Source organism: Opitutales bacterium (genome assembly GCA_013215165.1).
Classification (GTDB): Bacteria; Verrucomicrobiota; Verrucomicrobiia; order Opitutales; family JABSRG01; genus JABSRG01.
Genome location: JABSRG010000057.1, coordinates 1 through 24,880, shown reverse-complemented (window position 1 = coordinate 24,880; position 24,880 = coordinate 1). Strand labels below are relative to the sequence as shown.

At 50.7% G+C, this 24,880-nt stretch carries 14 protein-coding genes; 6 read left to right on the top strand and 8 right to left on the bottom strand.

What is annotated here, in order from left to right; all coding sequences use genetic code 11:
- Positions 1-289: 289 nt before the first annotated feature.
- Entirely contained in the window at positions 290-1,597 is a 1,308-nt protein-coding gene (locus tag HRU10_12145) for an integron integrase (protein ID NRA27985.1), read from the top strand.
- Positions 1,598-2,662: 1,065 nt separating this feature from the next.
- Here HRU10_12145 and HRU10_12140 read toward each other — a convergent pair.
- Complete coding sequence (locus HRU10_12140; GenBank protein ID NRA27984.1) at positions 2,663-3,928, bottom strand: PLP-dependent aminotransferase family protein; 1,266 nt, start codon at positions 3,926-3,928, stop codon at positions 2,663-2,665.
- A 270-nt stretch (positions 3,929-4,198) separates the two neighbouring features.
- On the opposite strand from HRU10_12140, the gene HRU10_12135 reads away from it, so the two are divergent.
- Both HRU10_12135 and argA read left to right on the top strand, forming a co-directional pair.
- Entirely contained in the window at positions 4,199-5,110 is a 912-nt protein-coding gene (locus tag HRU10_12135) for an undecaprenyl-diphosphate phosphatase (protein ID NRA27983.1), read from the top strand.
- A gap of 1 nt (position 5,111) precedes the next feature.
- Positions 5,112-6,428, top strand: coding sequence for an amino-acid N-acetyltransferase (gene argA, locus HRU10_12130; protein ID NRA27982.1), 1,317 nt, complete (start codon positions 5,112-5,114; stop codon positions 6,426-6,428).
- Positions 6,429-6,750: 322 nt separating this feature from the next.
- On the opposite strand, the gene HRU10_12125 is transcribed toward argA, so the two are convergent.
- The gene (locus HRU10_12125; protein ID NRA27981.1) at positions 6,751-8,067 is read right to left on the bottom strand and encodes a response regulator; all 1,317 of its coding nucleotides are present in this window, start codon (positions 8,065-8,067) and stop codon (positions 6,751-6,753) included.
- Between the two features lie 86 nt (positions 8,068-8,153).
- On the opposite strand from HRU10_12125, the gene HRU10_12120 reads away from it, so the two are divergent.
- Positions 8,154-8,609, top strand: a complete 456-nt coding sequence (locus HRU10_12120; GenBank protein NRA27980.1) for a D-tyrosyl-tRNA(Tyr) deacylase — start codon at positions 8,154-8,156, stop codon at positions 8,607-8,609.
- Between the two features lie 47 nt (positions 8,610-8,656).
- Here HRU10_12120 and HRU10_12115 read toward each other — a convergent pair whose 3' ends face one another.
- The 5 genes from HRU10_12115 to HRU10_12095 form a co-directional block, all read right to left on the bottom strand.
- Positions 8,657-9,487 carry a sel1 repeat family protein gene (locus HRU10_12115; GenBank protein ID NRA27979.1) on the bottom strand — a complete coding sequence of 277 codons (831 nt, stop codon included), beginning with the start codon at positions 9,485-9,487 and terminating at the stop codon, positions 8,657-8,659.
- 244 nt (positions 9,488-9,731) lie between these two features.
- Positions 9,732-12,176 (bottom strand): ligase-associated DNA damage response DEXH box helicase, encoded by a 2,445-nt coding sequence (locus HRU10_12110; protein NRA27978.1) that lies wholly within the window; start codon positions 12,174-12,176, stop codon positions 9,732-9,734.
- Positions 12,177-12,286: 110 nt separating this feature from the next.
- Positions 12,287-13,288, bottom strand: a complete 1,002-nt coding sequence (locus HRU10_12105; GenBank protein NRA27977.1) for a beta-lactamase family protein — start codon at positions 13,286-13,288, stop codon at positions 12,287-12,289.
- A 47-nt stretch (positions 13,289-13,335) separates the two neighbouring features.
- Positions 13,336-13,611: a hypothetical protein gene (locus HRU10_12100; protein NRA27976.1), complete on the bottom strand. Its 276-nt coding sequence runs from the start codon at positions 13,609-13,611 to the stop codon at positions 13,336-13,338.
- Positions 13,612-13,806: 195 nt separating this feature from the next.
- Positions 13,807-16,752 (bottom strand): DEAD/DEAH box helicase, encoded by a 2,946-nt coding sequence (locus HRU10_12095; GenBank protein ID NRA27975.1) that lies wholly within the window; start codon positions 16,750-16,752, stop codon positions 13,807-13,809.
- 179 nt (positions 16,753-16,931) lie between these two features.
- On the opposite strand from HRU10_12095, the gene HRU10_12090 reads away from it, so the two are divergent.
- The gene (locus HRU10_12090; GenBank protein NRA27974.1) at positions 16,932-18,368 is read left to right on the top strand and encodes an NAD-dependent succinate-semialdehyde dehydrogenase; all 1,437 of its coding nucleotides are present in this window, start codon (positions 16,932-16,934) and stop codon (positions 18,366-18,368) included.
- A 95-nt stretch (positions 18,369-18,463) separates the two neighbouring features.
- Positions 18,464-20,614 carry a thioredoxin family protein gene (locus HRU10_12085; protein ID NRA27973.1) on the top strand — a complete coding sequence of 717 codons (2,151 nt, stop codon included), beginning with the start codon at positions 18,464-18,466 and terminating at the stop codon, positions 20,612-20,614.
- Between the two features lie 65 nt (positions 20,615-20,679).
- Here HRU10_12085 and HRU10_12080 read toward each other — a convergent pair whose 3' ends face one another.
- Positions 20,680-24,777, bottom strand: coding sequence for a response regulator (locus tag HRU10_12080; GenBank protein NRA27972.1), 4,098 nt, complete (start codon positions 24,775-24,777; stop codon positions 20,680-20,682).
- Positions 24,778-24,880: the final 103 nt, after the last annotated feature.

Below are 24,880 nucleotides of genomic sequence, written 5' to 3'. Positions count from 1 at the left end.
ATGTGTTTGGTTGTGTGCCTCGCGTGCGCGGGTTAATAGTTTTTAAAAGTACTTTGGTATATTGGGGCGAGGAAAAAAATGGTGGGGTGAGGTCTTTGGGGGAAGAGGCTGCGTGGATTGGTATGCGCTGTGTGGCTACGGGTAGGCTGTGGCTATTTGGGGTATCTGCCGTTTGCAGCAGTCTGACTCAGAGGGTCTTTCGATTTTTATCACCCTCATCAACATGGGTTTACAAACTCTGGAAGTTTCTTTGTTGATTTTTAAAAGTGAACATATTTTCAGTTTTAACATGAAGCGCATTGTTTTTAAGAATTGGGAGGGACACTTGGATTCCTCAGGGTTAGACGCGAAAAGGGTTTTGGGCCATCGGATCACGATTCGATGGTATTTTTCCTGGTGCAAACGTCGGGGTTGTGCGGCGACGAGTGAGTCTGCCAGAGAGTTTGTATCTGAGATCACTGCTGCGAAACAAGCGGCAGAATGGCAAGTGGAGCGTTGGAAGGATGCGCTGCGTTGGTTATTTGCGAATGCGCCGGTGAAGATACCGATTGCTCTACATAAAAAGGAACGCAATGAAGGCACTCATACGAATGGAGCGCCCAAAGCAAGGCACTCTCGAGAAACAGAAAGTGATGGCTTGCCGAAGGAGCCTATTGAGCGGGCTCGAGCGAAGTTACGTTTACAAGGGAAGGCCCAAGCCACCGAGCGGAGTTACCTGGCTTGGATGCGGAGATTTATCGAATTTCGTAGTCAGCGGCCTAGAGCTGAGGATCGGCAGGAGAGTTTAAAGTGTTTCCTGACGGATCTGGTAGTGCGGCGTGGCGTATCTGTCGCAACGCAGAAACAAGCATTGAATGCCTGCGTCTACTTACTGCGCGATGTCTATGGGCTCGCTTTGGGAGATTTTTCAGACTTTGAGCGAGCGCGGGGTAAGAAGCACTTGCCAGTAGTTTTATCGCGCAACGAGGTGTCGAAGTTGTTTGACTGCATTTCCGTCCGGTATCGCACGATGGCCCGATTGCAGTATGCAACGGGGTTGCGGCGGAGTGAGCTGGTGCGGCTGCGTGTGAAGGATCTGGACTTGGAACGAGGGCAGATTCAGGTGCGCGGGGGAAAGGGGGACAAAGATCGCGTGGTGCCGCTACCTGCCTGTCTCGAAGAGGAAATTCGGCAGCAGCTTAATCATGCCCGGGCGCTTTGGGAAGCAGATCGGCGAGCCGGCGCAGCGGGGGTGGCACTGCCTCGCGAAGGGTTACAGCGTAAATTCTCAACTCAGGCAGAGGCTTGGGAGTGGTTCTGGCTCTGGCCGGCAGAACAGGAAAGTGTCGACCCGCGTTCTCAGGTGCGCCGGCGTCACCACATCCACCCAGATGTCTATTTAAACCAATTCCGTCCCGCAAAAGAACGCGCGGGGATCTCTAAGCGCGTCACCACCCACGTATTGCGGCACTGTTTTGCGACGCATCTTTTGGAACAAGGAACGGATATCCGAACGGTGCAGGACTTATTGGGACACAAGGACGTCAGCACAACGCGGGTCTATCTGCATGTGATGGCGAAACCTGGCTCAGCATTACCCACTCCGTTGGCGGCGTGAGCTGAATGGGACTCTGCGGGAAAAAGTTAGATCTATCCGCGAATGGACGCGAATTCACGCTAATGTTAAACACTCTGTATTTGGGTTAGGGTCCTGTGATACTCCGCCATTAGCTTTAACTGGTAATATTAGCTATGTGCCGATGACTTTTTGTGGCGCTATAGGTTCTGATTTTATCGCGGCAAGACAGTCGGTCTTGTAGGTCTCATTCCAATGAGTTTGCAGCTTTTTGAGCCCTGGCGGGAATGGGACTATAACCCGTCGGAGCGGAGGCTTATGGCCGCAAAGAATATGCTGGCTAAAACCTTATCAGTTTGGTCTAAGAAAGCACGGTCATCCCACGGAATATAACTCCACTTCGCCAATCTCTTTGGTTACTCCGAAGTCTCGAACGGAGTATTCCCAGAGACTGCGCCGCGTCGAGGCACGGGTCGAGATTAACGGGGAATGAACCACCATGGTCTTACTAACCCATAACTTTGGGCGTGCCACTTCCAGAGACGGCAGAAAGAGAACGCCTCATCGTTCTTGTTTCGGAGCCCAAACCCGAAACTGAGCTGTTGAGGCAACAGCTCCTAAACCTGCCTGCAACCCAATCTATGGAAACCCGATCTACGGGGCTTCATCCATGTCTCAGAAATCCCTCTTCTCGCATCAGGCAAACGCGACTACGGACGCATCCGTAACATGGCCGAAGAATTTGGTACGAGTTCCAGCGTGAGGAGTAGCCATGACCCGATCTGCAATAAAAAACCACAGTCATCCCATAGGAACTCTAATTCTTCCTGGACCACAAACTACGCAGATATACACAGATAAGTATTTTGTTATTAGGTGTTTATGATTATCGTCTAAGAAGATGAGAGTTACATGAATACCCTTCGAATTGGCGAAATATCCATACGTTTTATCCCACAGAATTTTGTGGACGATTCTCTTTTTCGTAAATCTCTCTTATTCATAAAGATCTGTGAATATCTGAGTAATCTGTGGTCAAAATTATGGGATATTCGTGATAAAAACCTGATGTGCGTTATTGAAAGCGACACCCAATTTGCGTTCCGACTACAATCTGCTGACCGCCCGAGCGAATCGGGCAATCGCCTCGGAAAAATCCTCAGGGTTCAACGCGCCGAAACTTAGCCTAACTGTTGCAGTAGGTCGCTCGATCGCCATGCATACCGAACCTGGCACGTAGAGCACCTTCTCCTCAAGCGCTGCATTAAATACGGCACTTCCAATACTTGTGTCTATCGAGTCAGGCCCCATTGCCCAAAGTAAGAGGCCGCCCTCCGGGTCTCGCCACTCCCAGCCCATATCCCGCAATCCAGACTCATCAAGGCATTCAACAAACCGTTGCGCCTTATCTGCATAGTGCTGACGCATCGTTTTCTGAAACTCCCTCCAAGCATCCGACCCCAAGAGATGCTCGACAACCGCCTGGGAAAAATTCGATGTGCCAAAATCTTGATGGCTCTTGAGACGCGCACAGCGACTCAACCATCCCTGGTCTGAAAATATCCCAAAACCGACTTTCAAGCCCGTGGAAAAGGGTTTTGTGAAGGTGCCAAGGTAAAGCGTAGGAATGGAGGCATACTCCGAAACGCTCAACACCGAGGAGATGCTCGGATCGGATTTAAAGTATAAATCTCGATACGCAGCATCTTCGATGGTGGGCATCACTGCATCCTGATCCAGCATCGCGCGCCCCAAAGCTGATTTCTCTTCTAGGGACATCGTATGGGTCGAGGGATTTGCGAAATAGCTGACCAAGTAGCATGCCTTGACTCGCGCCCAGCGGCTCGACTGCCGCAGCTCGATAAAATAATCGTCCAATTCATCTGTTTTCAATGCACCCCAGGGATCACAAGGCAGGCCGACCAGCTCAATACCCATCCCTCGTGCCGCTTCTATAAAAACGAAGTAAGTCGGCTCTTGAACCAGGACAATGTCTCCCGGCTCGCATAGCGTTTGCAGAGCTAAATAGAGCGACTGTTGAGAGCCGTTGGATATCAATACGTTTTCAGCGCTCAGTTGGTCATGCTTAGTTTCGCCTGGATAATCGCGGTGTAATTTAATGACTGCCTCGCGCAACTGAGGGCGCCCCTGGTTACTTCCATATTGAAAAACCTCTGATTTCCCGGATGCCACCAGATCCGCAACGGCATCGCGAACTAGGTGATCAGGCATGCAGGCATTGTCAGTAAATCCTGCCGCTAAAGAAAGTAGCCCAGGAGTCTCGAGCGCACTTGCCATCAGTCGGTCAATAAACGCAGGCTCATCATCCTGACTTAATGCAGCATAGCGCAGCGCTGGAGATTCATCATTCACTCACGCACAAAACGGCTTCACCTATACCCTGAAAAGCGAAATCTTTGAGGCACCTGGTTCGCTTTCAACCAGCACGTTCTTCCTCGATTCATTTTTGACATCATCCTTCACCTCATCATTTCAAAAGTTGTGATTCTTCGATACTGCTCTCGCGCCATTTTCCTCAGCCTCTTTGTAGCCCTGTCTATCTGTGGCCAAGAGGTAGTCAGAGAATCAGAACAGATTCAGGTGTCAGGCATTTCTGCAATCCCCGAGATCGAGCAGCCTAAATTGACGATCATCGATGGGGTCATACTTGGAGTAGTTGAAGGCATCACTGAATATCTGCCCATCTCTTCAACAGGTCATTTGATCATTACAAATATGCTGCTGGGGTTGGACGACCCCACGCCCGTGACCGACAGAGACGGAGCTATCATTTGGCGGCACGCACCCAGCGTAGATAATGCGGGCGTACCCTACACCTTCAAAGACGCTGCCGACGCTTATGCCATCGTTATCCAGGCTGGAGCAATCGCGGCGGTGTTACTCCTTTACTGGAAACGCGTTGCAAGCATGGCTTTTGGATTTCTGGGACGCAATCCCCAGGGATTTAGGCTGGGGATCAACCTCCTGATCGCATTCATGCCCGCAGTGGTCCTAGGACTTCGGTTTGACGACTGGATCGAGCAGACCCTTTTCGGGATTTATCCAGTTATTTTCGCCCTCGTCGCCGGAGGCATCCTCATGATCTGGGTCGAGCGTTGGCGAAAGAAAAAAGATGCTTTGGCACTCGTTGATGAAACGGGCCGAGACCTACACTCGCTCCGTCCTCTCGATGCCTTCATCATCGGATTACTCCAATGCGTGGCCATGTGGCCAGGGACGAGCCGATCGATGATGACTATTGTCGGCGGATATCTAGTCGGCTTGCGCCCTGCCGTAGCCGCCGAATTTTCCTTCCTACTTGGCCTGATCACACTCACTGCAGCGGCCGGTTATAAGACGTTCAAAGACGGAGATATCATGATCGCCGTTCTCGATCCAGTCGCCGTGGTAGTCGGTTGTGTTGTTGCCTTTATCTCAGCACTGCTCGCGGTAAAATGGTTGGTCGGCTTCCTTACCCGTCACGGACTCTCCATATTCGGCTGGTATCGCATCGCGCTCGCGGGCATCCTCCTCTACTTCGCACTACAGCCATAGCATGAGTGACCCAGCCACAACTGAGACAACATTGATCAAACCCACCGACCTGCGAGGCATCCTGAAATATGTCCCCATGTTTCGGGACCATGTTTTCGTCATTTCATTTGATGGCAGCGTCGTGGAGCATGAAAACTTTAACGACCTACTCCTCGATATAGCCGTATTACACAACCTTAACATCCGTGTGGTTCTCGTGCACGGGATCGGTAAACAATTGCGTGATTTGAGTGCGGAACGTGACATCACCATCACCGACGCTTATGGCGCAGGCCCCACAGATGCGCACACCCTTGCCCTGGCCCTAGAAGCGTCTGCAGATACCCTACAAAAATTCCAAAGAGGTCTTGATGGAGTTGGCTTGCGTTACGCCATCACCAACGCGGTGAGCCCCACTGAAGTGGGCGTTATCGAAGGCCAGGACTATGGATCGACTGGAAAGGTTAAACGCATCGATGTAGATTCACTCAAAAGACTTCTTGGGGATGGCCTCATCCCGATCCTTTCCCCCATCGCTTATAGCCTCTCTGGTGAAGCTTGGCGCATCAATGCTGATAGCCTGGCGGCTGATTGCGCGATCGCTATGGAAGCCTCAAAACTCATCTTTCTTTCACCCCGCGAAGGCATCGTAATCAACGGCGAAAAACGCATCAATATGCCCGCTGATGAACTCAGCCAAATCTTGGAAAAATCACCTGAACATATCGATGAGGCAAACCGCACTAAGGCTGACCGGTCCATCTATGCACTAGACCGCGGCGTCACCCGCGCTCACATCATCGATGGCCGCATCTATGGAGCACTCCTACGTGAAATATTTGATAAAGTCGGCATCGGTTCGATGATCCACGCAAACACGTATCAGGAGATCCGTAAAGCACGGGCAAAAGATGTTCAGTCCATCTACAACATCACACGCAATGCAGCGCGCTCCGCATCGCTAAAATCACGCTCCCGCGCCCAAATCGAACGCGAAATCGAGCATACTTGGGTATACGAGATCGACGGTAGCATTATCGCGTGCATGCAGCTCATTCCCTACGATAAAGGCCAAGTTCAAGAGATAGGCATGGTATTCGTCCAACCTTTCTATCAAAATCGGGGCGTCGGAGGTCAACTCATCGACTATGCTGAACACACTGCACGCAACCAGGGTGCAAGGCTCCTAATCGCTCTCACAACACAGTCCTATCCATACTTTAAAAAAATACGCTGCTTCGAAGACGGCACTATTGAGGACCTACCCTCTAGACGGGCACATGAATACAAAGCCAACGGGCGGAATTCGAAGATTCTGAAAAAGACACTCAGCGAGTAAACTTTGGTAAGGTATGATCAGAAATTCAGAATGAGACCCACAACTGTCCCATAATATTGACCGCAGATTACGCTGATATTCACAGATCTTTTTGAATAATAGGAATTTACGAAAAAAAAGAATCGTCCACAAAATTCTATAGGATAAAGCGTATGGATACTTCGCCAATTCGAAGGGTATTCATGTAACTCTCATCCTCTTAGACGATAATCATAAACACCTAATAACAAAATACTTATCTGTGTAAATCTGCGTAATCTGTGGTCCAGGAAAAATTAGAATCCCTGGGGGATGACCGAGAATGAGACCTTGTCTTTGGAGGTTACGCCGAGGCGGCACTCTCTTCGGGCTCTGTAATATGTTCTACTCCATATAAGAGCGCATTCCGCTTTGCTGGGTGCTCATTGGTCATCGCCCCAATAGCTGTGATCATCTGCTTCTTCTGAACCATGAGCAACTCAACAAAATCATGTTCACTCAATGTTGGGGTATCTACCTCCTGGACGTTGGTGTCAAATAGCGAAGCAGTGATGACATCTCTAGGCTCATCACCCAAAATATTATGAAGGCGATCACGGAGTTCATCATAATTGCCCGGCCATTTCATACGCGCTAATACTTCTCCCGCCCCTGGTGACAGCTGGGGAATCTGATTCAAGCCGCGGTGTCGTGCGAAATCAGCAAGTATGCGTTTAGCTAATACAGGAATATCGTCGGAAATCGCCCTCAAAGGCGGAACCCGCAGCTCAGCTGCACCCATCAACACATACAGGCGATCATCAATCACGCCGGCATCAAACATCGCATCAATATCCTGGTGACAGCAAAAGATGAGACGAGACAACACATTGGGCTCGCCAAAGGGTTTCTCCCTTTTGAGCAGAGTTACAAGACGATCACGCAGTGTATCATCGAGATTTTTTACTTCGTGCAGAACGAAGGACACCCGTCCAATTCCTGCCGCTTCAGAACGATTGAGAACTCTCATTACATGGTCCTCGGTCAGCGCGTCAGGCTGCACAAATTCGAAATGCTCGGTATACTCAGATTCAAAGGCCATTAGGTCCTCACAGAGGTTTCTGAATGGAGTACCGGGCTCGCCGAGTAATACTAGCGACGACTTAAAATGCCTCATATCAAACAGCTTTCTGGCAAACTTTTCAGCCGTTGAGTTTTGACAAGGAAAGGCATTAAAAGTGAATGGAAGACGCGAAGCGGGAAAATCTCCCTCTCTCTCGACCAAAGTTCTACGATGGGCACCGCGTTCACCACTTTGTGTCTGCTGTATCAGCTTTTCCGATTGTTGTAATAGAGAGAAGACGTTAAGCGGCTTTATATAGACTCCATCAATACCCTCTTCAACCAACGAACGAATATTCCCGTTACTTAGGAATCCAGAGACTATGATAATCGGCAACATGGGTTTTTGTTCACGAACATGGCGAAAAATATCGCGACCCGTAATCTCTGGCATCCGATGGTCTGTTATCAGGAGATCGAACTCCTCCGCATCCGCCCGTTTCAGCGCAGCCTCCGGGCTGTTTTCTGAGACCACAGTATGCCCTGCCTGCTCAAAGATGTCAGTCAGCAAGCTATTGAAAGTGGCGTCGTCATCGACAATCAGAATGCGGTTACCCATGCGTTCTCAACTTATATATCGACGAACCCATGCCGCCTCTTGAACACGATCTCCTGTTACCTCACCGCTATTAATCATCCAATATCATGCGCGCCGTCATTCAACGAGTCACCCACGCCACTTGTCGTGTAGACCATAAAACAACCGGAGCCATCGAATCGGGGCTGCTGGTCTTCCTTGGTTTTGAACGCGATGACTCCGATGAAGAACAAAGCTGGCTGATCAAAAAAATACTCCAGCTACGCGTTTTCGAAGATGACAGCGGCCGGATGAATCACTCTATTTCCGAGACTGGTGGGGGCATCTTGCTCATCTCTCAATTTATCCTGCTTGGTTCCATTCAAAAAGGAACACGCCCATCCTTTAATCGAGCTGAAGACCCGGCAATCGCAGAGGCTCGATATCATTCAACCTTAGACCGACTTCGCGCCCAGCATGCCGGACAAGTAGCCAGTGGCAAATTTGCCGCCGACATGCAGATTGAAGCCCACAATGACGGCCCTGTCACCCTGGTCATCGACTCGCGGAGACGAGATTTTTAAAACCGCAACACTCGAGTCAAATTCCCATACGCCGAATAGCGCACAGCCTATTCTGTCACACCATCAACACCGTAATAAATGAAGCGCTGGCGGTTTTCATATAGAACCAGACGTTCATTATAGCCCTCAATGACATCGTATTCAGCAAGTAGGTTTGCCTGCCGAATCGCTTGCTTTTGTGCCTGTTGAGCATTCCCGAACTGACCGTTGGCTGCCAAGGCCGCAGCAAACGTATCGAAAAAATTATGATGCGGGTCTTCTTTTACCACGCCTATCATGATTTCGACCGCGTATTTACCCCTGACGTGGCGCTTGTCTTCGACGGTCGCGAAATACCAAGCCGCATTATTTCGCGCCAAAATATTCTCACCAATCAAAGCGCGATGAAACCAATCACTCGCACTCTTAAAATCGATCTGACCCAATTTACCTGCGGCATACATATATCCCAAATCGCTCATCGCGATCGCATCGCCCTCATCTGCACTCTTGATGTACCAATCATAAGCCTCCTGAACATTTTGCTCAACCCCGACACCCTGGGAGTAGCAGTAACCCACCTCAATAAAGGAAGGCCCATATCCTGCCAGGGCTGACTCATTGAACCAATGAAACGCTGCCCCATCGTCTCGTGGCAGTCCGCGCTCGCCATCGACATATAACCAAGCGAGTTCATACTGGGCCTCAGCATCCTGATTCAGCGCACGCTGATAGAGTAACCACACTCCCGGATCGACGGTCCCTTGCTTTATTTCAGGAGCATCAGCAAGCAAAGTGATCCCGCCGGAAAAAGTCAGAAAAAGAAATAAGAGGGGATTGAGCATGCGTAGCGTCATCTTTCCAGACTCGACCCAGCTCGCAAGGAGTTCAATAGGCATTTTTATGAAAGCATCACAATATCCATAGCGCCACGCGCTCTGCACGATCAGTCTTCAATCCAGATTGTGCGATAGGCGCAAATCTAGCCAGATTCCATACGTAAAGTGATGGCGATAGCCATTGCTTGGCCGTTGCTTCGACCCACACCGTCTAGGCGAGGCGACAGAGCACCTCGACCAGAAGAACTGGAGCCGAGGAGCGACAAGCCGAAAACTCCCTGTCCTCTTAATCCCAAACAATCAGTCATATAGCGTCCTCCAGTTCTTGTAGCATTCTCAGCACCTGTTCATCCCTACTCAAAGTAGATACACTGCCGCCAATTTGGTCGGCCCACAGCGGGAAGGCCATCGGAGTCAGTCTCGGTGTAAAGTGGATCTGATCAGGGATACTGTTCAGTCGATCCAAGGTAGTTTGAAGTCGGGTGAGTTCGAGCTGTAGCTGCATTACCTCAAGGCGCGCTTGGCGGTAGAGCAAATTGTCAGGATCGTATTTCTCAAAAACATCGTATAACAAACTACTGGATATTTGCACCTGACGTGCAGACTTCTGGTGCTTGCCAAAACCCTGGAGGATCAAACCCGCCACTCGAGCTATACCACGAAACTGCCGCTTGGCTAGTTCTGCTGCGTGAATACTCGATTCTAAGTCATCAAGCAAAGCGTCTGTCTCAAACAAACAATGCGTGCGCTCAGGCCAGGGATCATCGACAGCGGTATGTTGTAGCGAAATACCATAATCATTAACAGTCGTCCGAATGGCGACGTCCCGCTCACGCCCCAAACGGAAAGCCATCAACGCGGCCAAGCCTTCGTTGACCAGCCGCCCAGCAAAGGTAAAGCACGCGCAATGTACTTCGCCCCGAATTTTGGTGATTTCGACCAAGAGTCGATCCATCCTAGGGATCTCTGACCAACTTCGTTGAATATCCAAGATGGGTGATACTGCGGCGAGCTCTGGCACTGGGTTTACAGAATCATGAAGGTGCTCCTCCATACAACGCGCTACGGCGGTCGAAAGCTCGGACGACAGAGGCGACTTGCCTCCCTGCCAAGACGGCACTGCACCTTTTTTGCGCTTGGCCGGTCGCACGTGGGCCACCAGGCCTTGAATGCGCACGAGTTCCAAAAGACGTCCAGCAAAGACAAAGCTTTCTCCTGGTCGCAAACGGGCGACAAATCCCTCTTCCACTCCACCTAGCACGCCTCCGCGCTGAAGTTTCACAGTGATCTCCGAGTCCGCTACAATCGTGCCCATATTGAAACGCTGTTGGGTATGCTGTTTGCAGTCTTGGAAACGCAGCACTCCATTTTCTAAAGCGAGCTTCTTATAAGCAGGATAGGCCTGGAGGGCTTTGCCACCCTGGGTCGCGAACTCAATCACCCAACTCCACTCCTCTTCCGTAAGATCGCGAAACGCCCAGGTGCTTTGGGCTTCTTGAAACAGGCGCTCCGCCGCCACCTCCCCTGCGACCACGGCGTTGCACACATGCTGAACTAAGAGGTCGAGGGGCTTCATTAGAGGAATACGCGACTCAATTTCACCACGACTCAAGGCATCTCGGGCAGCCGCAAACTCGATGAGTTCGAGCGCATTTGTCGGCACGCCAATCACCCGTGACACTTCACCTGGCCGATGTCCACTACGACCCGCTCGCTGGGTAAGACGAGCGATTCCCTTGGGGCTACCAATCTGAAAAACTCGATCAACGGGCGTAAAATCGACGCCCAGATCCAGGCTCGATGTGCATACCACAGCTTTGACAGAACCCGCTTTGAGGCGTGCTTCCACTGCAAGCCGAACCTCTTTCTCAAGGGAGCCATGATGGACCGCCAATTGATTGTCCGCTACCTCTCCCACGTGAGCGCGCAGAGTCTGATGCCAGATTTCCGCTTGCGAGCGGGTGTTTGTAAAAATCAGCGACGTGCCCGCTTGCATCACGCGCTCCCAAACTGCCTCGACGAGCTTGATACCCAAGTGGCCCGACCAGGGAAAGTGTTCGATGCTCGTTGGGATCAGCGTCTCGATCTCGATACGTTTACTGTGATCACCCTTAATGATTCGAGCGTCCTCAGACTTCCCCGCAAGCAGCACATCCAAAGCCTCCTGCACATTCCCTAGAGTCGCAGATAAACCCCAGATTCGCAGATCAGGTTGAACCGCACGCAAGCGTGTTAGGCAGAGTTCCGTATGCACCCCTCGCTTATTTCCTAACAGTTCATGCCACTCATCCACTACCACCGTATTAACAGCGCGGAAACGCTGCTCCCATCCGGAATAAGTTTGCAGCATAGCGAAGCTTTCGGGGGTCGTCACCAACACCGTCGGCAGCCGCTCCTTTTGTTTCGCGCGTTGGGAGCTTGATGTATCAGAGGTGCGCAAAGCTACCGTCCAATTCAGCCCGAGCTCTTCGACAAACTGTTGGAGCGTATGAGCCGTATCATTGGCCAGAGCGCGCATCGGTGTAATCCACAATACCTGAAACGCCGCCGGCAACGCTCCATCCTCGTCCCCCTCGGCTGCCGAAGACAAAGGCCCAAGCATCGCCGCCAAGGTCTTTCCAAAGCCCGTCGGTGCATGCACCAACCCAGACTGACCTAAACGCCAGGCCACTGACACCTCCCTTTGGAACTCAAAAGGACGCCACCCTTTAGCTTCAAACCAAGACTCAATCTGAGAGGGAAAACTCACCCTACGGATAAAACCCAAAAAACATTGAAAATAAAGTAAGCGGAAGACTTCAATCGTTGCGGGCGAGTTTTCTCAAATCCGTATAAGTTGATATTCTAGTCCGGCTATTTTCAGAGCAGGCTTTTTTTGAGCGCTTTCACAATGGGCCAGGCTCCTAAGCGGTCGTTTGAGATTACGGTAAACTGAGTTTTGAGGTCTCTGCTGCATCCTGAGTAGAAGGAAACGCCTGCGTCGTAGCCCTCCAATGTGATGAAGTTTCCGCCGGCCTCAATCCAGAAACCTAAGCCGTAATCGGAGTTCTCGATTCTATTTCGCGGCTGGATCATCTGATCCAGGGTGGGTTTTGTTACGATTTTTAAAGAAAGCAAGCTACGCCAGAATGACTTCATATCTTCTAGGCAGCTATAGGCTCCGCCATCCCCTGAACCGATTACGGGAAGGTTGAGTGCGTTCGTTCTGGAATCGTTTTCGCCAGCGAGATATCCCAATGCGGCATTTTCAGGAAGGTCATCTGAACGAAAAAAACCAGAGCATCTCATGCCAGAGGGATGGAAGACGCGTTCCTCGACGTAGCGTTGGAAATCCATTCCAGACACCGATTCGATGATCATCGCAAGCAGCACATAGCCACCATTTGAATAACAGGCTCTATCGCCTGGAGCGAATTTTTGCGGTCGCTCTCTTAGCAACGGCAGATAGTCAAAGGGTGACACCAGATCCTGAACTGGAATCGATAGAAAAAAATCGTCGACGCCGCCTTGGATCAGCTCTTCGTCATAGTGGTCACCTACTCCAGAGGTGTGTGCGAGGAGCTGCTGAATAGTGATGTCTGGATGCAATTCCGGAAAACGATCAGCAAGGATGGATACCGCTTTCGTATCCATCCTGATTTCCCCACTTTCAACCAAACTTGCCACCGCCAGAGCAGTAAACCCCTTGGTGCCGCTCGCGGTTCCAAAACGTGTATCGCAATCAATTTTGAGTTTGTTGGCCCGGTCACGATATCCCAAACTTTTGCGAAAAGAGCACTCGGCGGAAACGACTTCAACGACGCCAGAGAAGGATGTTTCTCGAGCTTTGATGTCCAACGAAGCTGCTATATCGATACCCATGGTTTTTTATCCAACAGCGACGGATCGGAATGAAGGGTTGGAGTGCTCTAAAGCTGTTTCTGGGCGCGGGGCCAGATTTCTCGTTCGATGTAGCTCATCGCTGCGGCTTCACCTTCTCGCTCGCGCAGGATTCCAATCTGGGCTTCGACTCGGGTCGGTGATCCGAAGGATGACAGAAATTGGTTAGAGGTCACCGACACAAAGCGCTGCGTATCAATTTGCCCACATTTCTCCAGGATCTTGGCCCGCATGAACAGCGCCAGCATGGCATCTCCCACCCAAGCATAGCCCCGCACTTTTTCAATCGGGAGGCCCTCAGTCAGTTCTGTCAGTGGATTTACCGGCACGCTTGCATGCTCGGCAGTTCATGAGGATTGGCCAGTAAAATATAACTGAGTTCATCACGCGCAACGGAAACGGAAGTGTGCGGCGCGCTGATTTACCGTAGAGTGATCGCGAGAGCGATTGCCGCAGGGCCTAAGCTTAAACCCATTCTCAGCATAACGAGTCACCCCCAACTACATCCCCAGCAGATCTTTGATGTCCTTCAGGCTGACTTTGGCGTTGGCTGCTTCAGATGCCTCCAGGAGTTCTTCGAGCATTTTGGCTTTAGACTTCTGCAGATCGACGACTTGCTCTTCTACGGTTTCAGAAGCGATGAGTTTTATACTCGTGACGACACGTTTTTGGCCTATACGGTGAGCCCGGTCCGTAGCCTGGGCTTCGATGGCTGGGTTCCACCATGGATCATAGTGCACGACAGTATCGGCACCTGTTAAATTGAGTCCGGTACCGCCTGCCTTTAAAGAGATGAGGAAGACGGGGATGTCATCGTTGTCGTTAAATTCATCCACTAGGCGTTGCCGGTTGCGTGTTGAACCGTCGAGGTAGCAAAATTTCAGACCCTGATCCTCGAGTTCGCTCCGGAGGAGTTTGAGCACAGAAACAAATTGGGAGAAGAGCAGGATGCGGTGCCCGTCCTGGAGCGCTTCGTCGAGGATTTCGCGGAAGGCTTGCAGCTTCGATGAGGTGGCTGCTGCCATATTGGGATCGAGAATACGTGGATCGGCACAGACTTGGCGTAGGCGTAAGAGTTGATTGAAGGCAGCCATTTTAACGGATCCTTCGTTGGCGCCATCCATCTCCAATTTGAAGATGGTATCCTGCGTATCCTTGAGAATTTTTTCGTAAAGCTGCGCCTGTGCTCCCTCCATGTGGCAATAGAACACCTGCTCAATCTTATCGGGTAGCTCAGGGGCAACCATTTTCTTAGAGCGGCGCAAAATATAGGGAGCACCCTGCTCTCTGTGTCGTTGGTCATACCATGCGCGTCCTTCGGCGTCCAAGCCGGTCGGTCGATCGGCAAGATACCCTGGCATGAGGAAATCGAATAGAGCACGGAGGTCATCGAGGCTGTTCTCGATAGGTGTTCCCGTGAGTAAAAAGCGGCCTCGCGATATAAGCGCTCTCAACGATCGTGCATTCTGAGTCTTACGGTTTTTGATATGTTGAGCCTCGTCGCCGATGATGAGCTTAAAATCGACCGCGCTGAATATCTCAACATCCCGCGCCATTGTGCCATAAGAGGTGACGATGAGATCATAAGTCTTGAGCTCATTCGGATCTTTTATCCGCTGCGACCCGTGATGCGCCAGGGACTTTAGTTCCGGTGTAAATTTCGCTCCTTCGCGAATCCAATTCTCTACCACGCTCGCCGGGCACACGACCAATGAGGGGCCTGGATCTGAATCCGCATGAGAGACGCACTGGATCAAAGAAAGGGCCTGGAGTGTTTTACCCAGTCCCATTTCATCAGCGAGAATGCCACCGAGTTCGTTGTTGTAGAGGTGATAGAGCCAGGCGACCCCGATACGCTGATATCCTCGTAGTGTATCCTCAAGGGCTTGTTTCACCGGGGGTGGTTTAAGCTGGCTAACTTCGTTTAACGCCCCACTGCGCTCTTGCCAGCTTTCTGGCGGCCGCCAATCGCGCACCATCGGCGACAAAATCTTTTCAGCATCCGCAAGGCCAGCTGCATTCACTGCGTGCTGAAAGCTCGGGCTAAGCTCACTGCGAATATCCCCAGATAGGGCTTTCTGGGCCGCCTGAAGTTTCTCTACTTTCGACGGATTGATCAGAAAAACTGACTTGCCGGACTGAACGTAATTTTTCCCCACAGAAAGCGACTGCCTGACCTCGGCATCGTCCGCTTTACCCGCGCTCAGCGCCAAATTGATTGAAAAGCCGTTGCGGACTTCGATGATGTCCGAAGTAATTTCGGCACGTTTTACGCCTTTCATCTGCTTTTTGAAGTTAGCAGAAAAACGGGCACCCCACTCACCCTCTAAGCGGTCCCAAAAATTAGCCAAAAAATTGAGTACTTTATGGCTGTCACGGAGCCACCATTTACCGTTAGAGGGTTCATTGCGAAAACCCTCAGCCTTGAGCAAATCGAGGCCAGTATTGTGGTTGGGATGCGAGCGTCCCGGGAGCTTGATAGCCAAAAAATTGGGCGATCCGTCGACTTCAAGTTCTCCGGAATCTACTGATCCGCCTGAGTCCTTTTGCTTGAAAAAGGACGGTCCTGTTGACCGCGGAGTTGGAGGGTTTGACGAGCGGCGTCTCGACCCTCCAAATGCAGAATACACCGGCACGTCATCGTCGTCATCATCCTCAATAGCATCTTCATCCAAGAAGGGATAGACATCTGGCAATTCCAAATCGTCCCATTCTAAGGGCTGTTCAGGCTGGTTGAGAAAATAAATGGCTGGGACGTCGACGTAATTATCGAGAAGAAAACGTAAGCGCTCACGGCTGAGCTGCACGATACTTGATGGTTTTCCTCGGCTCCACTCCTCCAATAGGGCAAGGGCGAGGTAATCGTGCGATGCGACCTTATAGGGTTTCGTTTTATCCAGACCTTCCAATGGGCCTTTTTCATCCCCAATATGCGCCTCAATTTTTACAACGATACTATCTTTCTCTGCAGCTTGTTCGAGATTTGGCGGTAAAAAGACTTTTAGGGAAAGCGCCTCACCTTGAGCTTGAGAAATGAAAAGTGATTTGAGGCCCGACTTCTTAGAAGACTTGGCCCGACGCGCACTGGGAACGGCAGTTTCGTCGGGTTCTGCGGGCTCAATCGGCTTCACTTCCTGACGCGCATCGTGCTTATGGGCTTCGTAATGCATACACAACGCCATCAAATGCTCACAGACCTGACCGCGTTGCCCCTTCAAACAACTGCAGCGCGCATCGGGAAATGAGACAGAACGTAGATTGAGGCGTGGAAAAAAGCTCTTTCCGCCGACGCGGACCTCACCGTGAAGACTCGGTGCCTCCCATTCGACATGCTTTACAGCTCCCCCCTCAAACAAAGCTTTTCCTTCGCGAAAAGCTGACCAGCCTCCGAGGTCGACGAGGAAATTTTTGTCGAAAGCAGGTGGTTGTCGATCGCTTGTAGCCATCCAGATATTAAAAGATCGAATTCATCCGGATTGAAAATCGTAAAGTGAAATGTTTTCGAAGAAACAGCCATGGGGAATGCGGATTTCCCCAAAAATCTCCGCGCTTTCAGTTTAATTAATTTGCGCGCAAGACCCCTTCAATCAAGGGGCCTCGATCGTAATAGGGATCACAATTTTTGATGATGATCGCCCTTCATGCACGCGATGTGCTCGATAATCGCTCTTTTTTATTTTTACTCCCTACGGGCATGGAATTTCAGTCGATCAATCCAAAAGACGGCACCGTAATCGCGAGCTACCGTGTGATGGGCGAAGACGAGGTGGCAAGCATCGTCGAAGCTTCTCATGCTGCGGGCAAAGGCTGGGGAATCACCAGTATTCCCGAGCGCCAAGCCGCGCTGAATCGATTGGCGGATTTATTGGAGAGACATCAGTCGACACTGGCGCAACTGATGACAGATGAAATGGGTAAGGTGCTCTATGAGAGTAAGGCTGAGGTAAAGAAATGTGCTCAGTGTTGCCGCTATTTCGCAGAGCATGCTCCTCAACTGCTGCGCCCTAAAGAAACACCGACCGAGGCGATCCGAAGCTATCTTATGCTCGCTCCACTCGGTGTCATTCTTGGCATCATGCCCTGGAATTTCCCACTGTGGCAGGTTATGCGCTTCGCCATTCCGACGCTCCTTGTCGGAAATGGGGTGCTACTCAAACACGCCGACAATGTGTTTGGTTGTGCCCTGGCTCTTGAAGATCTTTTCGCTCAAGCGGGTTTTCCAGAAAACTTGTTTCGGATCCTGCTTATTGAGACATTGCACATCGAAGCGGTAATCGCCCATCCGGCGGTTGAAGGTGTGGCGCTTACTGGGAGTGAACGCGCGGGTCGTGCTGTATCACGCATCGCGGGCGCCCACCTCAAACCCGCAGTGATGGAGCTTGGAGGCAGCGACCCCTACATCATCCTCGATGATGCCGATTTGGACTTGGCAGTACGCTGCTGCGCCCAGTCTCGATTTCGTAACGCGGGCCAAGTGTGTATCGCGGCAAAACGCATCATAGTGACCCCTGGAATTTACGATGATTTCTTGGATACACTCACTGATATCGTAGACGGTATTAGCTGTGGGGATCCTTACGTCGACACCATGACGATGGGTCCGATGGCACGCGATGATCTACGCCATAACCTGCAACGCCAAGTCCAGGACAGCGTCGCGATGGGCGCGCGCGTCATACGCGGGGGTGACATCATCGACGGGCCCGGTTATTTTTTTCAACCTACCCTAATCGCTGAAGTAGACGAAACCATGCCCCTCTTCACCCAAGAGACTTTTGGCCCTGTGGCTGTGGTGTGCGCTGCACGTGATGAATCGCATGCTATCGAGCTTGCTAATGCTTCACGTTATGGATTGGGAGCTAGTGTGTTCTCCTCGGATTTGGACAGGGCGGAACGCATCGCTCGCGACGAGATCGAGTGCGGGGCTGGGTTTGTGAACGCCGTGGTCAAAAGTGAGCCAGCCATCCCTTTTGGAGGGGTCAAAGCAAGTGGATTCGGACGTGAACTCGGATCGAGTGGCATCCGTGCTTTTGCCAATCTAAAACACGTATACGTGGATTGATTCGCGGTTATAACAGAAATACGCCGCATGAAATTGCGGAATAAGTTTTTCGAATAGGATTCCTGTATAGAATCCCCTAGACAGATACACCTATCATGAAATCTCTCCGGACTTTACTAGGATTACTCATTTTCGGCTCAACCATTGCAGCAGTCCAGGGTGCCTCGGGCCCGAGTGTTTCTGAACCTCACGTGGTTGTCCGCATGATTGCAGATGTCGACACCGTTGCGCCGGGACAGACATTCCGACTGGGCGTCCATTATCGCACCGATGAGCACTGGCATATCTACTGGAAAAACCCCGGCGATACGGGCATCACCACCAGCATTGATTGGCAGATCCCAGAAGGCTTCACTGTTGGCGCACTGCAATGGCCTACCCCAAAGCGTTTTACGATGTTTGAGTTAATGAACTATGTTCATGAGGGAGATGTCGTGTTGTTTGCCGCGGTGACCGCGCCAGACAATCTGACTTCAGATACCGAACTGAAATTCGCAGCGCGCACGGATTGGCTGATATGTGAGGACGTATGTATTCCTGGAAGCGCCGATCTCACTCTGACACTCAATACTGGAGCTGAGTCAAAACCCGCTGAAACCGATATCGCAGAGCTCTTTCAGCAAGCCGTAGCCCAGCTTCCGGCTCGGAACTCTGAGCAATATCAACTTGCGGCCTTTGATAATGGGCAGACCATTCAGCTCTTACTTCAGGCCCAGGATGGGGGCACGCTACCCACTGAAGATTCCGAAATCTATTTCTTTGAAGATGACACTTATAATCTCGACACAGACGGTGAACCGTTTCCGCCTAACATCGATACTAATGTCGCGCAAACAGTCACACGCATTGATGATTCTCAATTCATTCTGACGCTCACGAAGAGTGACTATGCAGAGGAGAATATTGCCAAAATCGGCGGCGTATTCGCAGCAAGTGCAGCCTGGGAAGGGAGCCCAAAAGCCGGTATCGAGCTGAGCGCGACACTGGCACCTGGACCAGCGCCTATTGGCGGTATGGAAAACACAGCCGGCAATTGGGGGATACTCGGCAAATTAGCGGGCGGATTCATTGGCGGCCTAATTCTGAACCTAATGCCCTGCGTCTTTCCAGTACTCGGACTCAAAATTATGAGCTTCGTGAGCCAAGCTGGCGGAGACAGGAAAAAGATCGTGCTTCATGGCTGGGTATTTGCCGCAGGAGTTTTGTTATCTTTATGGGTCTTAGGTGGCGTGTTCCTGGGCCTGCGCGCTGCAGGCGAAGAGATTGGCTGGGGCTTCCAGTTGCAGAATCCGATTGTAGTTTACCTCACAGCGGCCATCCTCCTTATTTTCGGTCTAAATCTGAGTGGGGTCTTCGAGATAGGCACCTCTGCTGTAGGGGTCGGACAGAACCTCACGAGCCAATCCGGGCTCAAAGGATCGTTTTTTAGTGGTGTGCTGGCCACAGTCGTAGCTACACCGTGCACAGCTCCATTTTTAGGATCGGCACTCGGTGCAACGGCAACACTCTCCGCGTTTGAAGGGATGTTGATTTTTACCGCACTGGGTGCTGGCTTGGCTTTCCCCTACCTATTTTTCTCAATCCAGCCCAATTTACTCAATAAACTCCCGCGTCCCGGCGCCTGGATGGAAAGTTTCAAGCAAGCGATGGCGTTCCTACTCTACGGTTCAGCGGGATACCTGGTTTGGGTATTGAGCACTCAACTTATTGGTTCGCCTAGCTACGACGATCAAGCGCTTCTCTACTCTTTGTCCGGCCTAACTATCGCAGCGCTTGCGTGCTGGATTTTCGGACGTTGGGCCGTGCCCTCCGCCGGTAGGAAAACAAAACTGATTGGAACCTCTCTTGCGGCGCTGGGCCTGGTCGGCGGCCTTTGGGCAGGTGCGCCACGGGCGAGTAACTTGGTATGGGATAAGTGGGAACCCGGCCTAGCGGAGGAACTAGCTGCCGAGGGTAAACGGGTCTATGTCGATTTTACTGCTTCCTGGTGTTTCACTTGTCAGGTAAATAAGCGGGTCGTGTTTGGCAATGACGCGGTTATTGAGTCTGTTCTCGATGAAGAGATCGTACTCCTCAAGGCTGATTGGACCCATCATGATGAACGGATCACTGACGCTTTAGCCGGATTCCAACGCAATGCCATCCCGTTTAACTTGGTTTATGGGCCTGGATTAGATATACCAAAAATTCTTCCTGAGATTTTAACACCTGGACTAGTGATGGATGCTTTAGTCGAAGCCAGATAGCAGTATCATTTATCTGAGCCCAAAATCAGTTTTTCGTAGATCTGATCACACCCTTGGGACGATACTCAATCAACTGGGCTGGTTACAGGCTCTGCCTCATCAGGCTGCTCACGCACACGCCTCAAGATGCTTTCTAGTAAATCTCGGCTAAACGGCTTGGGCAAAAGTGCATCAAAAGTAGATGTTTCGATACTATCCTGTGTTTTCTTCGAAAAATCAGCCGTGAATGCAATGATTGGGGTAGTCGCATACGCCTTCTTTCCACGAATTTTATCTGCCACCTCAAATCCAGTGATACCGGGCATGTGCAAATCGATGAACACATAATCGAATGTCTGCTCTCCCAGGACTTTCATACACTCTTCTGGATCGCCCAGAGCCGTGGCGTCATAGCCTATCCGCTTTAGAATGCGCTCAAGTATAGATCGATTGGATCTCTCATCATCGAGGATCAGACAGTTTCCATGATGCACTGGCCCGGCATCAGAATCAATATTTTCGGAACTTGCCTCGACTGGGACATTTGAAACCGCACTCGATTTTATCGTAAATCGGAAGGTGGTGCCTGCATTCTCTTTGCTACTTACGGTGATTTCACCTCCCATGAACTCGACGAGCTTCTTGCTGATTGAAAGTCCGAGGCCAGTTCCACCCTCGTGTCGCTTAGACGAGGAATCCGCCTGAGTGAACGGCTCAAAGAGTGACTTGAGAAAGTCAGGCTTCATTCCGATGCCATCGTCTTCTATTGCAAACTTCAGGAAACCAGGCGTGGCATCACTGACAGATACCGAGATTTTTCCTTCGGCTGGCGTGAACTTGCAAGCGTTGCTCACCAGATTAAACAAGACTTGGCGGACCCGCGTGTAATCAAAATTGAAGGTATCGTGTCCCACATCGTAGGTGGTCTCCACATTGAAGCGTTTCTCTTTAAGCAGTGGAGAGAGACAATCGACCGTTTCTTTAATGACCTCCACGGGACTCGAAGGGGTGGGGACAATCTGAAGCATGCCTGCCTCAGCCTTAGAAAAGTCTAAGATTCCGTTAATGAGCTCGAGCAACACGGTAGCTGAACGATCTATTGTCTCAGCATATTCGTCTATGGAAGGGTCTGGAGAATCCATCTTAAGGAGTTCAGCTACACCGATCACGCTGTTGAGAGGTGTCCGCAACTCATGGCTCATGACAGATAGAAATTCAGACTTGGTGCGCGCCGCATCTTCAGCTCGTTCCTTCGCGTCTACTAAATCGAGCTCGGCGAGTTTCCGATCATGAATCAGCATCGTGATGCCCGAAACTTCCAGTGGCTCACCCGAAGGCTTGCGACGCGTAACCTGGCCGACCTCCAACACCCAACGAAATTTGCTATCTGAGTCCAAATAACGATGCTCAGAACGCCATTCTTCTTCCTCCCCAGAAAGAAATAGATTCAGACTTTCAGCCACTTTCTTCTGTTCGTCCGGATGAACACGTTTGAGCCAAAAATCTTTTCCATAGCTTCCGGCATGCACTTGCATACCGAGGATACAATTGCCCTCAGAGTGGACCGAAATCAGATCTTTTTGTAGATCCCACTCCCACCAAGCCATATTTGCTGTTCGCATGGCCCGGCGTAGGCGCTCGCGATAGCGCATACTGAGTGTGAGGTCCGTATACGTCATGATCACGCCACCAGGCTTCCCGTCTTCGCCCACGAACGGCGTAAAGCGGCGTAAGTAAATCACCCCATTAGAGGTCTTGGATTCGCGTTCTTTACGCGCACCACTCTCGAGAACGTCTTGGATGTCAGATAGCATCTCCTCACGATTCTCGAGGTTATAAGAAATATGTTCGATCGGCCGCCCCACGTCGTGAGGCAAAAGATTGAACGCAAAAGCAATGGCTTCGTTGAACTTCTTAATCCGAAGATCACCATCTACGTAGAGCACGCCATCTTCAGTATTGGCGAGTAGGTATTCGTGATCCCGGTTTAGATGAATCAGCTGCTGGTTCTTTTGCTCTAGCTCAGAATTTACTGTATAGAGCTCCTCATTCATCGAATGTAGCTCCTCATTACCACTTTGGAGCTCTTCGTTCGACACCTGCAATTCCTCATTTACAGCCTGAAGCTCCTCATTGCTCGTCTGAAGCTCTTCGACTGTGGCTTGGAGATTTTCCTTCGTGGAATGGAGCTCATCTTCCAAGGCCTGAATGCGTTGCTGATTGTTAATGTCGCCAATTGCTTCGTAGCCGTCGGTTGGGCGCTTTTTGCCGTCTTCAGCCAGTCCAACGCTTATAGATGTAGAGCGCTCAATAAAGCTTATCATGATCAACCCCAAATCTCGCCCATCATCGGTGAATGGCTCGGCGGAAATATCGATCATCTCGTCGACGTGACGCGTTGTGCAGCGTATGCCATCGGAGCGCGCTGAAATATTCTGAGAGATCACGCGTTGTATCAGTGTGGAAACTGCCAGCTTTACATCTCCAGTCAGCATCGACAGGACGTCGTCATCAGCACGCCCTTCTCGAAACACGAAGTATTTGCTGGTCTCCCCAAAAAAATGACGGACATGACGCTCCCGAGTAATCAACACCCCTGTGGGTGCGAACTTTCGGAGAAGTAAATCGTAGGCACGCAATAGATTTTTTTCGATCGGAATCTTCGTAGGAGATACAGGTGTGAAGCCGTCACTGCGCATCCCACTTATTCTACGACTCGAGCCCATCAAATCCCTCCTCTTAGTGAGGTTTACATCGCTGGTTTTATTAAAAATTTTCAACGAATTTGAAACTGCACTGAACGAGTTTTCTATTTTTCCTAAGCTTTCACTCGACCCTAGCATAAGGGCTCCATTCAGATTTATTGAGTAATGAAACTGCCGCAGGATAGCATCTTGGGTGTCTGGCTTGAGATAAATGAGCAGATTACGGCAAGTCACCAGATCCATCTTCGTAAAGGGTGGATCAAAAATAAGATTATGCTGGGCGAACACGACACGCTGCCGAAGCTCGGGACGAATTTGGAAGCTCCCGTCATCTGATAATTTAAAGTATTCAGTCATCTGCTGCTCGCTCAGGCCATCGAGTTCCTCGCGCGAGTATATGCCACGGCCCGCACGTTTGATCGATCGCTTATGAACATCCGTCGCAAAGATATTGATCCTCCCTTCATACCCACAAGCCTTGGCTTCCTCATCCAATAAAATCGCGATAGAATACGCCTCTTCTCCAGTTGCACAACCTGCTACCCAGACCCGGAACTCATCTTGTTTCAGTTCCTTGAGCCGTGGTCGAACCACATCTGTCCGTAGTGTTTCAAACACTTCGGTATCGCGGAAAAAAGCGGTCACTCCGATGAGTAGGTCCTTATATAGAGCGTCCGCCTCGTCAGTGCTCTCCTCAATGAACTTAATGTAGCTTTCTATATCGGAGATTTCTTTCGTCTCCATGCGCCTCAATACGCGACGGCTCACACTCGATAGCTTGTAATATGAAAAATCGAGATCAAAGAGCTTCTTGAGGTGAAGAAATAGCCGGCTCAATCCGCTATCCAAAGCATCCTCATCCAGATCTAAAGCAGGCACAGCAGAAAGGGGTTCTACAGGTTCCGGGACGAGTTTGGTGGGATCCCCCTCATAAGTCGCGATAAGATGCCACATCTCCTCAGGCCTCAGAATCAAATGCTGGAGTCGCTGTTTGATAACATTTTGAGGCATCGAAGAAAACTGCGCTGACTCAGGGCGCTGCGAGATTACCAAGCCCCCAGAGGAGCGCACAGCACGACATCCGTCAGTACCGTCAGATCCCGTACCAGAGAGAACTACGGCAACTACGCGTTCTTGAAAAGCAGTCGCAAGCGAATTGAAGAATACATTGATAGACAGTTCATACTGACTCCGAGCGTGAAGCTCAAAAACGCCATCTCCATCAATTGTCATTAGATGACCGGCAGGAATCAGATAGATCTGCCCATCGTTCAGCTCCATACCCGATGTAACGTCTTGTATAGGCAAGTCTGTATGCGAAGCCAGCAATTGAGGCATTAAGCTTTTAAAGTCAGGGGAAAGGTGCTGGATGATCACAAATGCATCGCCCTCAGAAGACTCCACAGAGTCAAAAAAGGTCTCCAAGGCCGACAGCCCACCGGCTGATGCTCCAAGAGCGATTATGCGATTCACGGACATGAGGGATAAACTTTTGAGGAATCAAGTCACAGCCATCCCATAGGGATGCGCTAAAAAATTAAAAAGTGGTTGGCTTTGGCGGACTTCCGATCAAGGAAGTCAG

Excerpts from the sequence above, each read along its gene's own strand:
- HRU10_12085 (NRA27973.1), top strand. The coding sequence starts at position 18,464 with ATGAAATCTCTCCGGACTTTACTAGGATTACTCATTTTCGGCTCAACC.
- HRU10_12115 (NRA27979.1), bottom strand. The coding sequence starts at position 9,487 with ATGCCTATTGAACTCCTTGCGAGCTGGGTCGAGTCTGGAAAGATGACG.
- argA (NRA27982.1), top strand. The coding sequence starts at position 5,112 with ATGAGTGACCCAGCCACAACTGAGACAACATTGATCAAACCCACCGAC.
- HRU10_12145 (NRA27985.1), top strand. The coding sequence starts at position 290 with ATGAAGCGCATTGTTTTTAAGAATTGGGAGGGACACTTGGATTCCTCA.
- HRU10_12120 (NRA27980.1), top strand. The coding sequence starts at position 8,154 with ATGCGCGCCGTCATTCAACGAGTCACCCACGCCACTTGTCGTGTAGAC.
- HRU10_12125 (NRA27981.1), bottom strand. The coding sequence starts at position 8,067 with ATGGGTAACCGCATTCTGATTGTCGATGACGACGCCACTTTCAATAGC.
- HRU10_12080 (NRA27972.1), bottom strand. The coding sequence starts at position 24,777 with ATGTCCGTGAATCGCATAATCGCTCTTGGAGCATCAGCCGGTGGGCTG.
- HRU10_12090 (NRA27974.1), top strand. The coding sequence starts at position 16,932 with ATGATGATCGCCCTTCATGCACGCGATGTGCTCGATAATCGCTCTTTT.
- HRU10_12105 (NRA27977.1), bottom strand. The coding sequence starts at position 13,288 with ATGGGTATCGATATAGCAGCTTCGTTGGACATCAAAGCTCGAGAAACA.
- HRU10_12095 (NRA27975.1), bottom strand. The coding sequence starts at position 16,752 with ATGGCTACAAGCGATCGACAACCACCTGCTTTCGACAAAAATTTCCTC.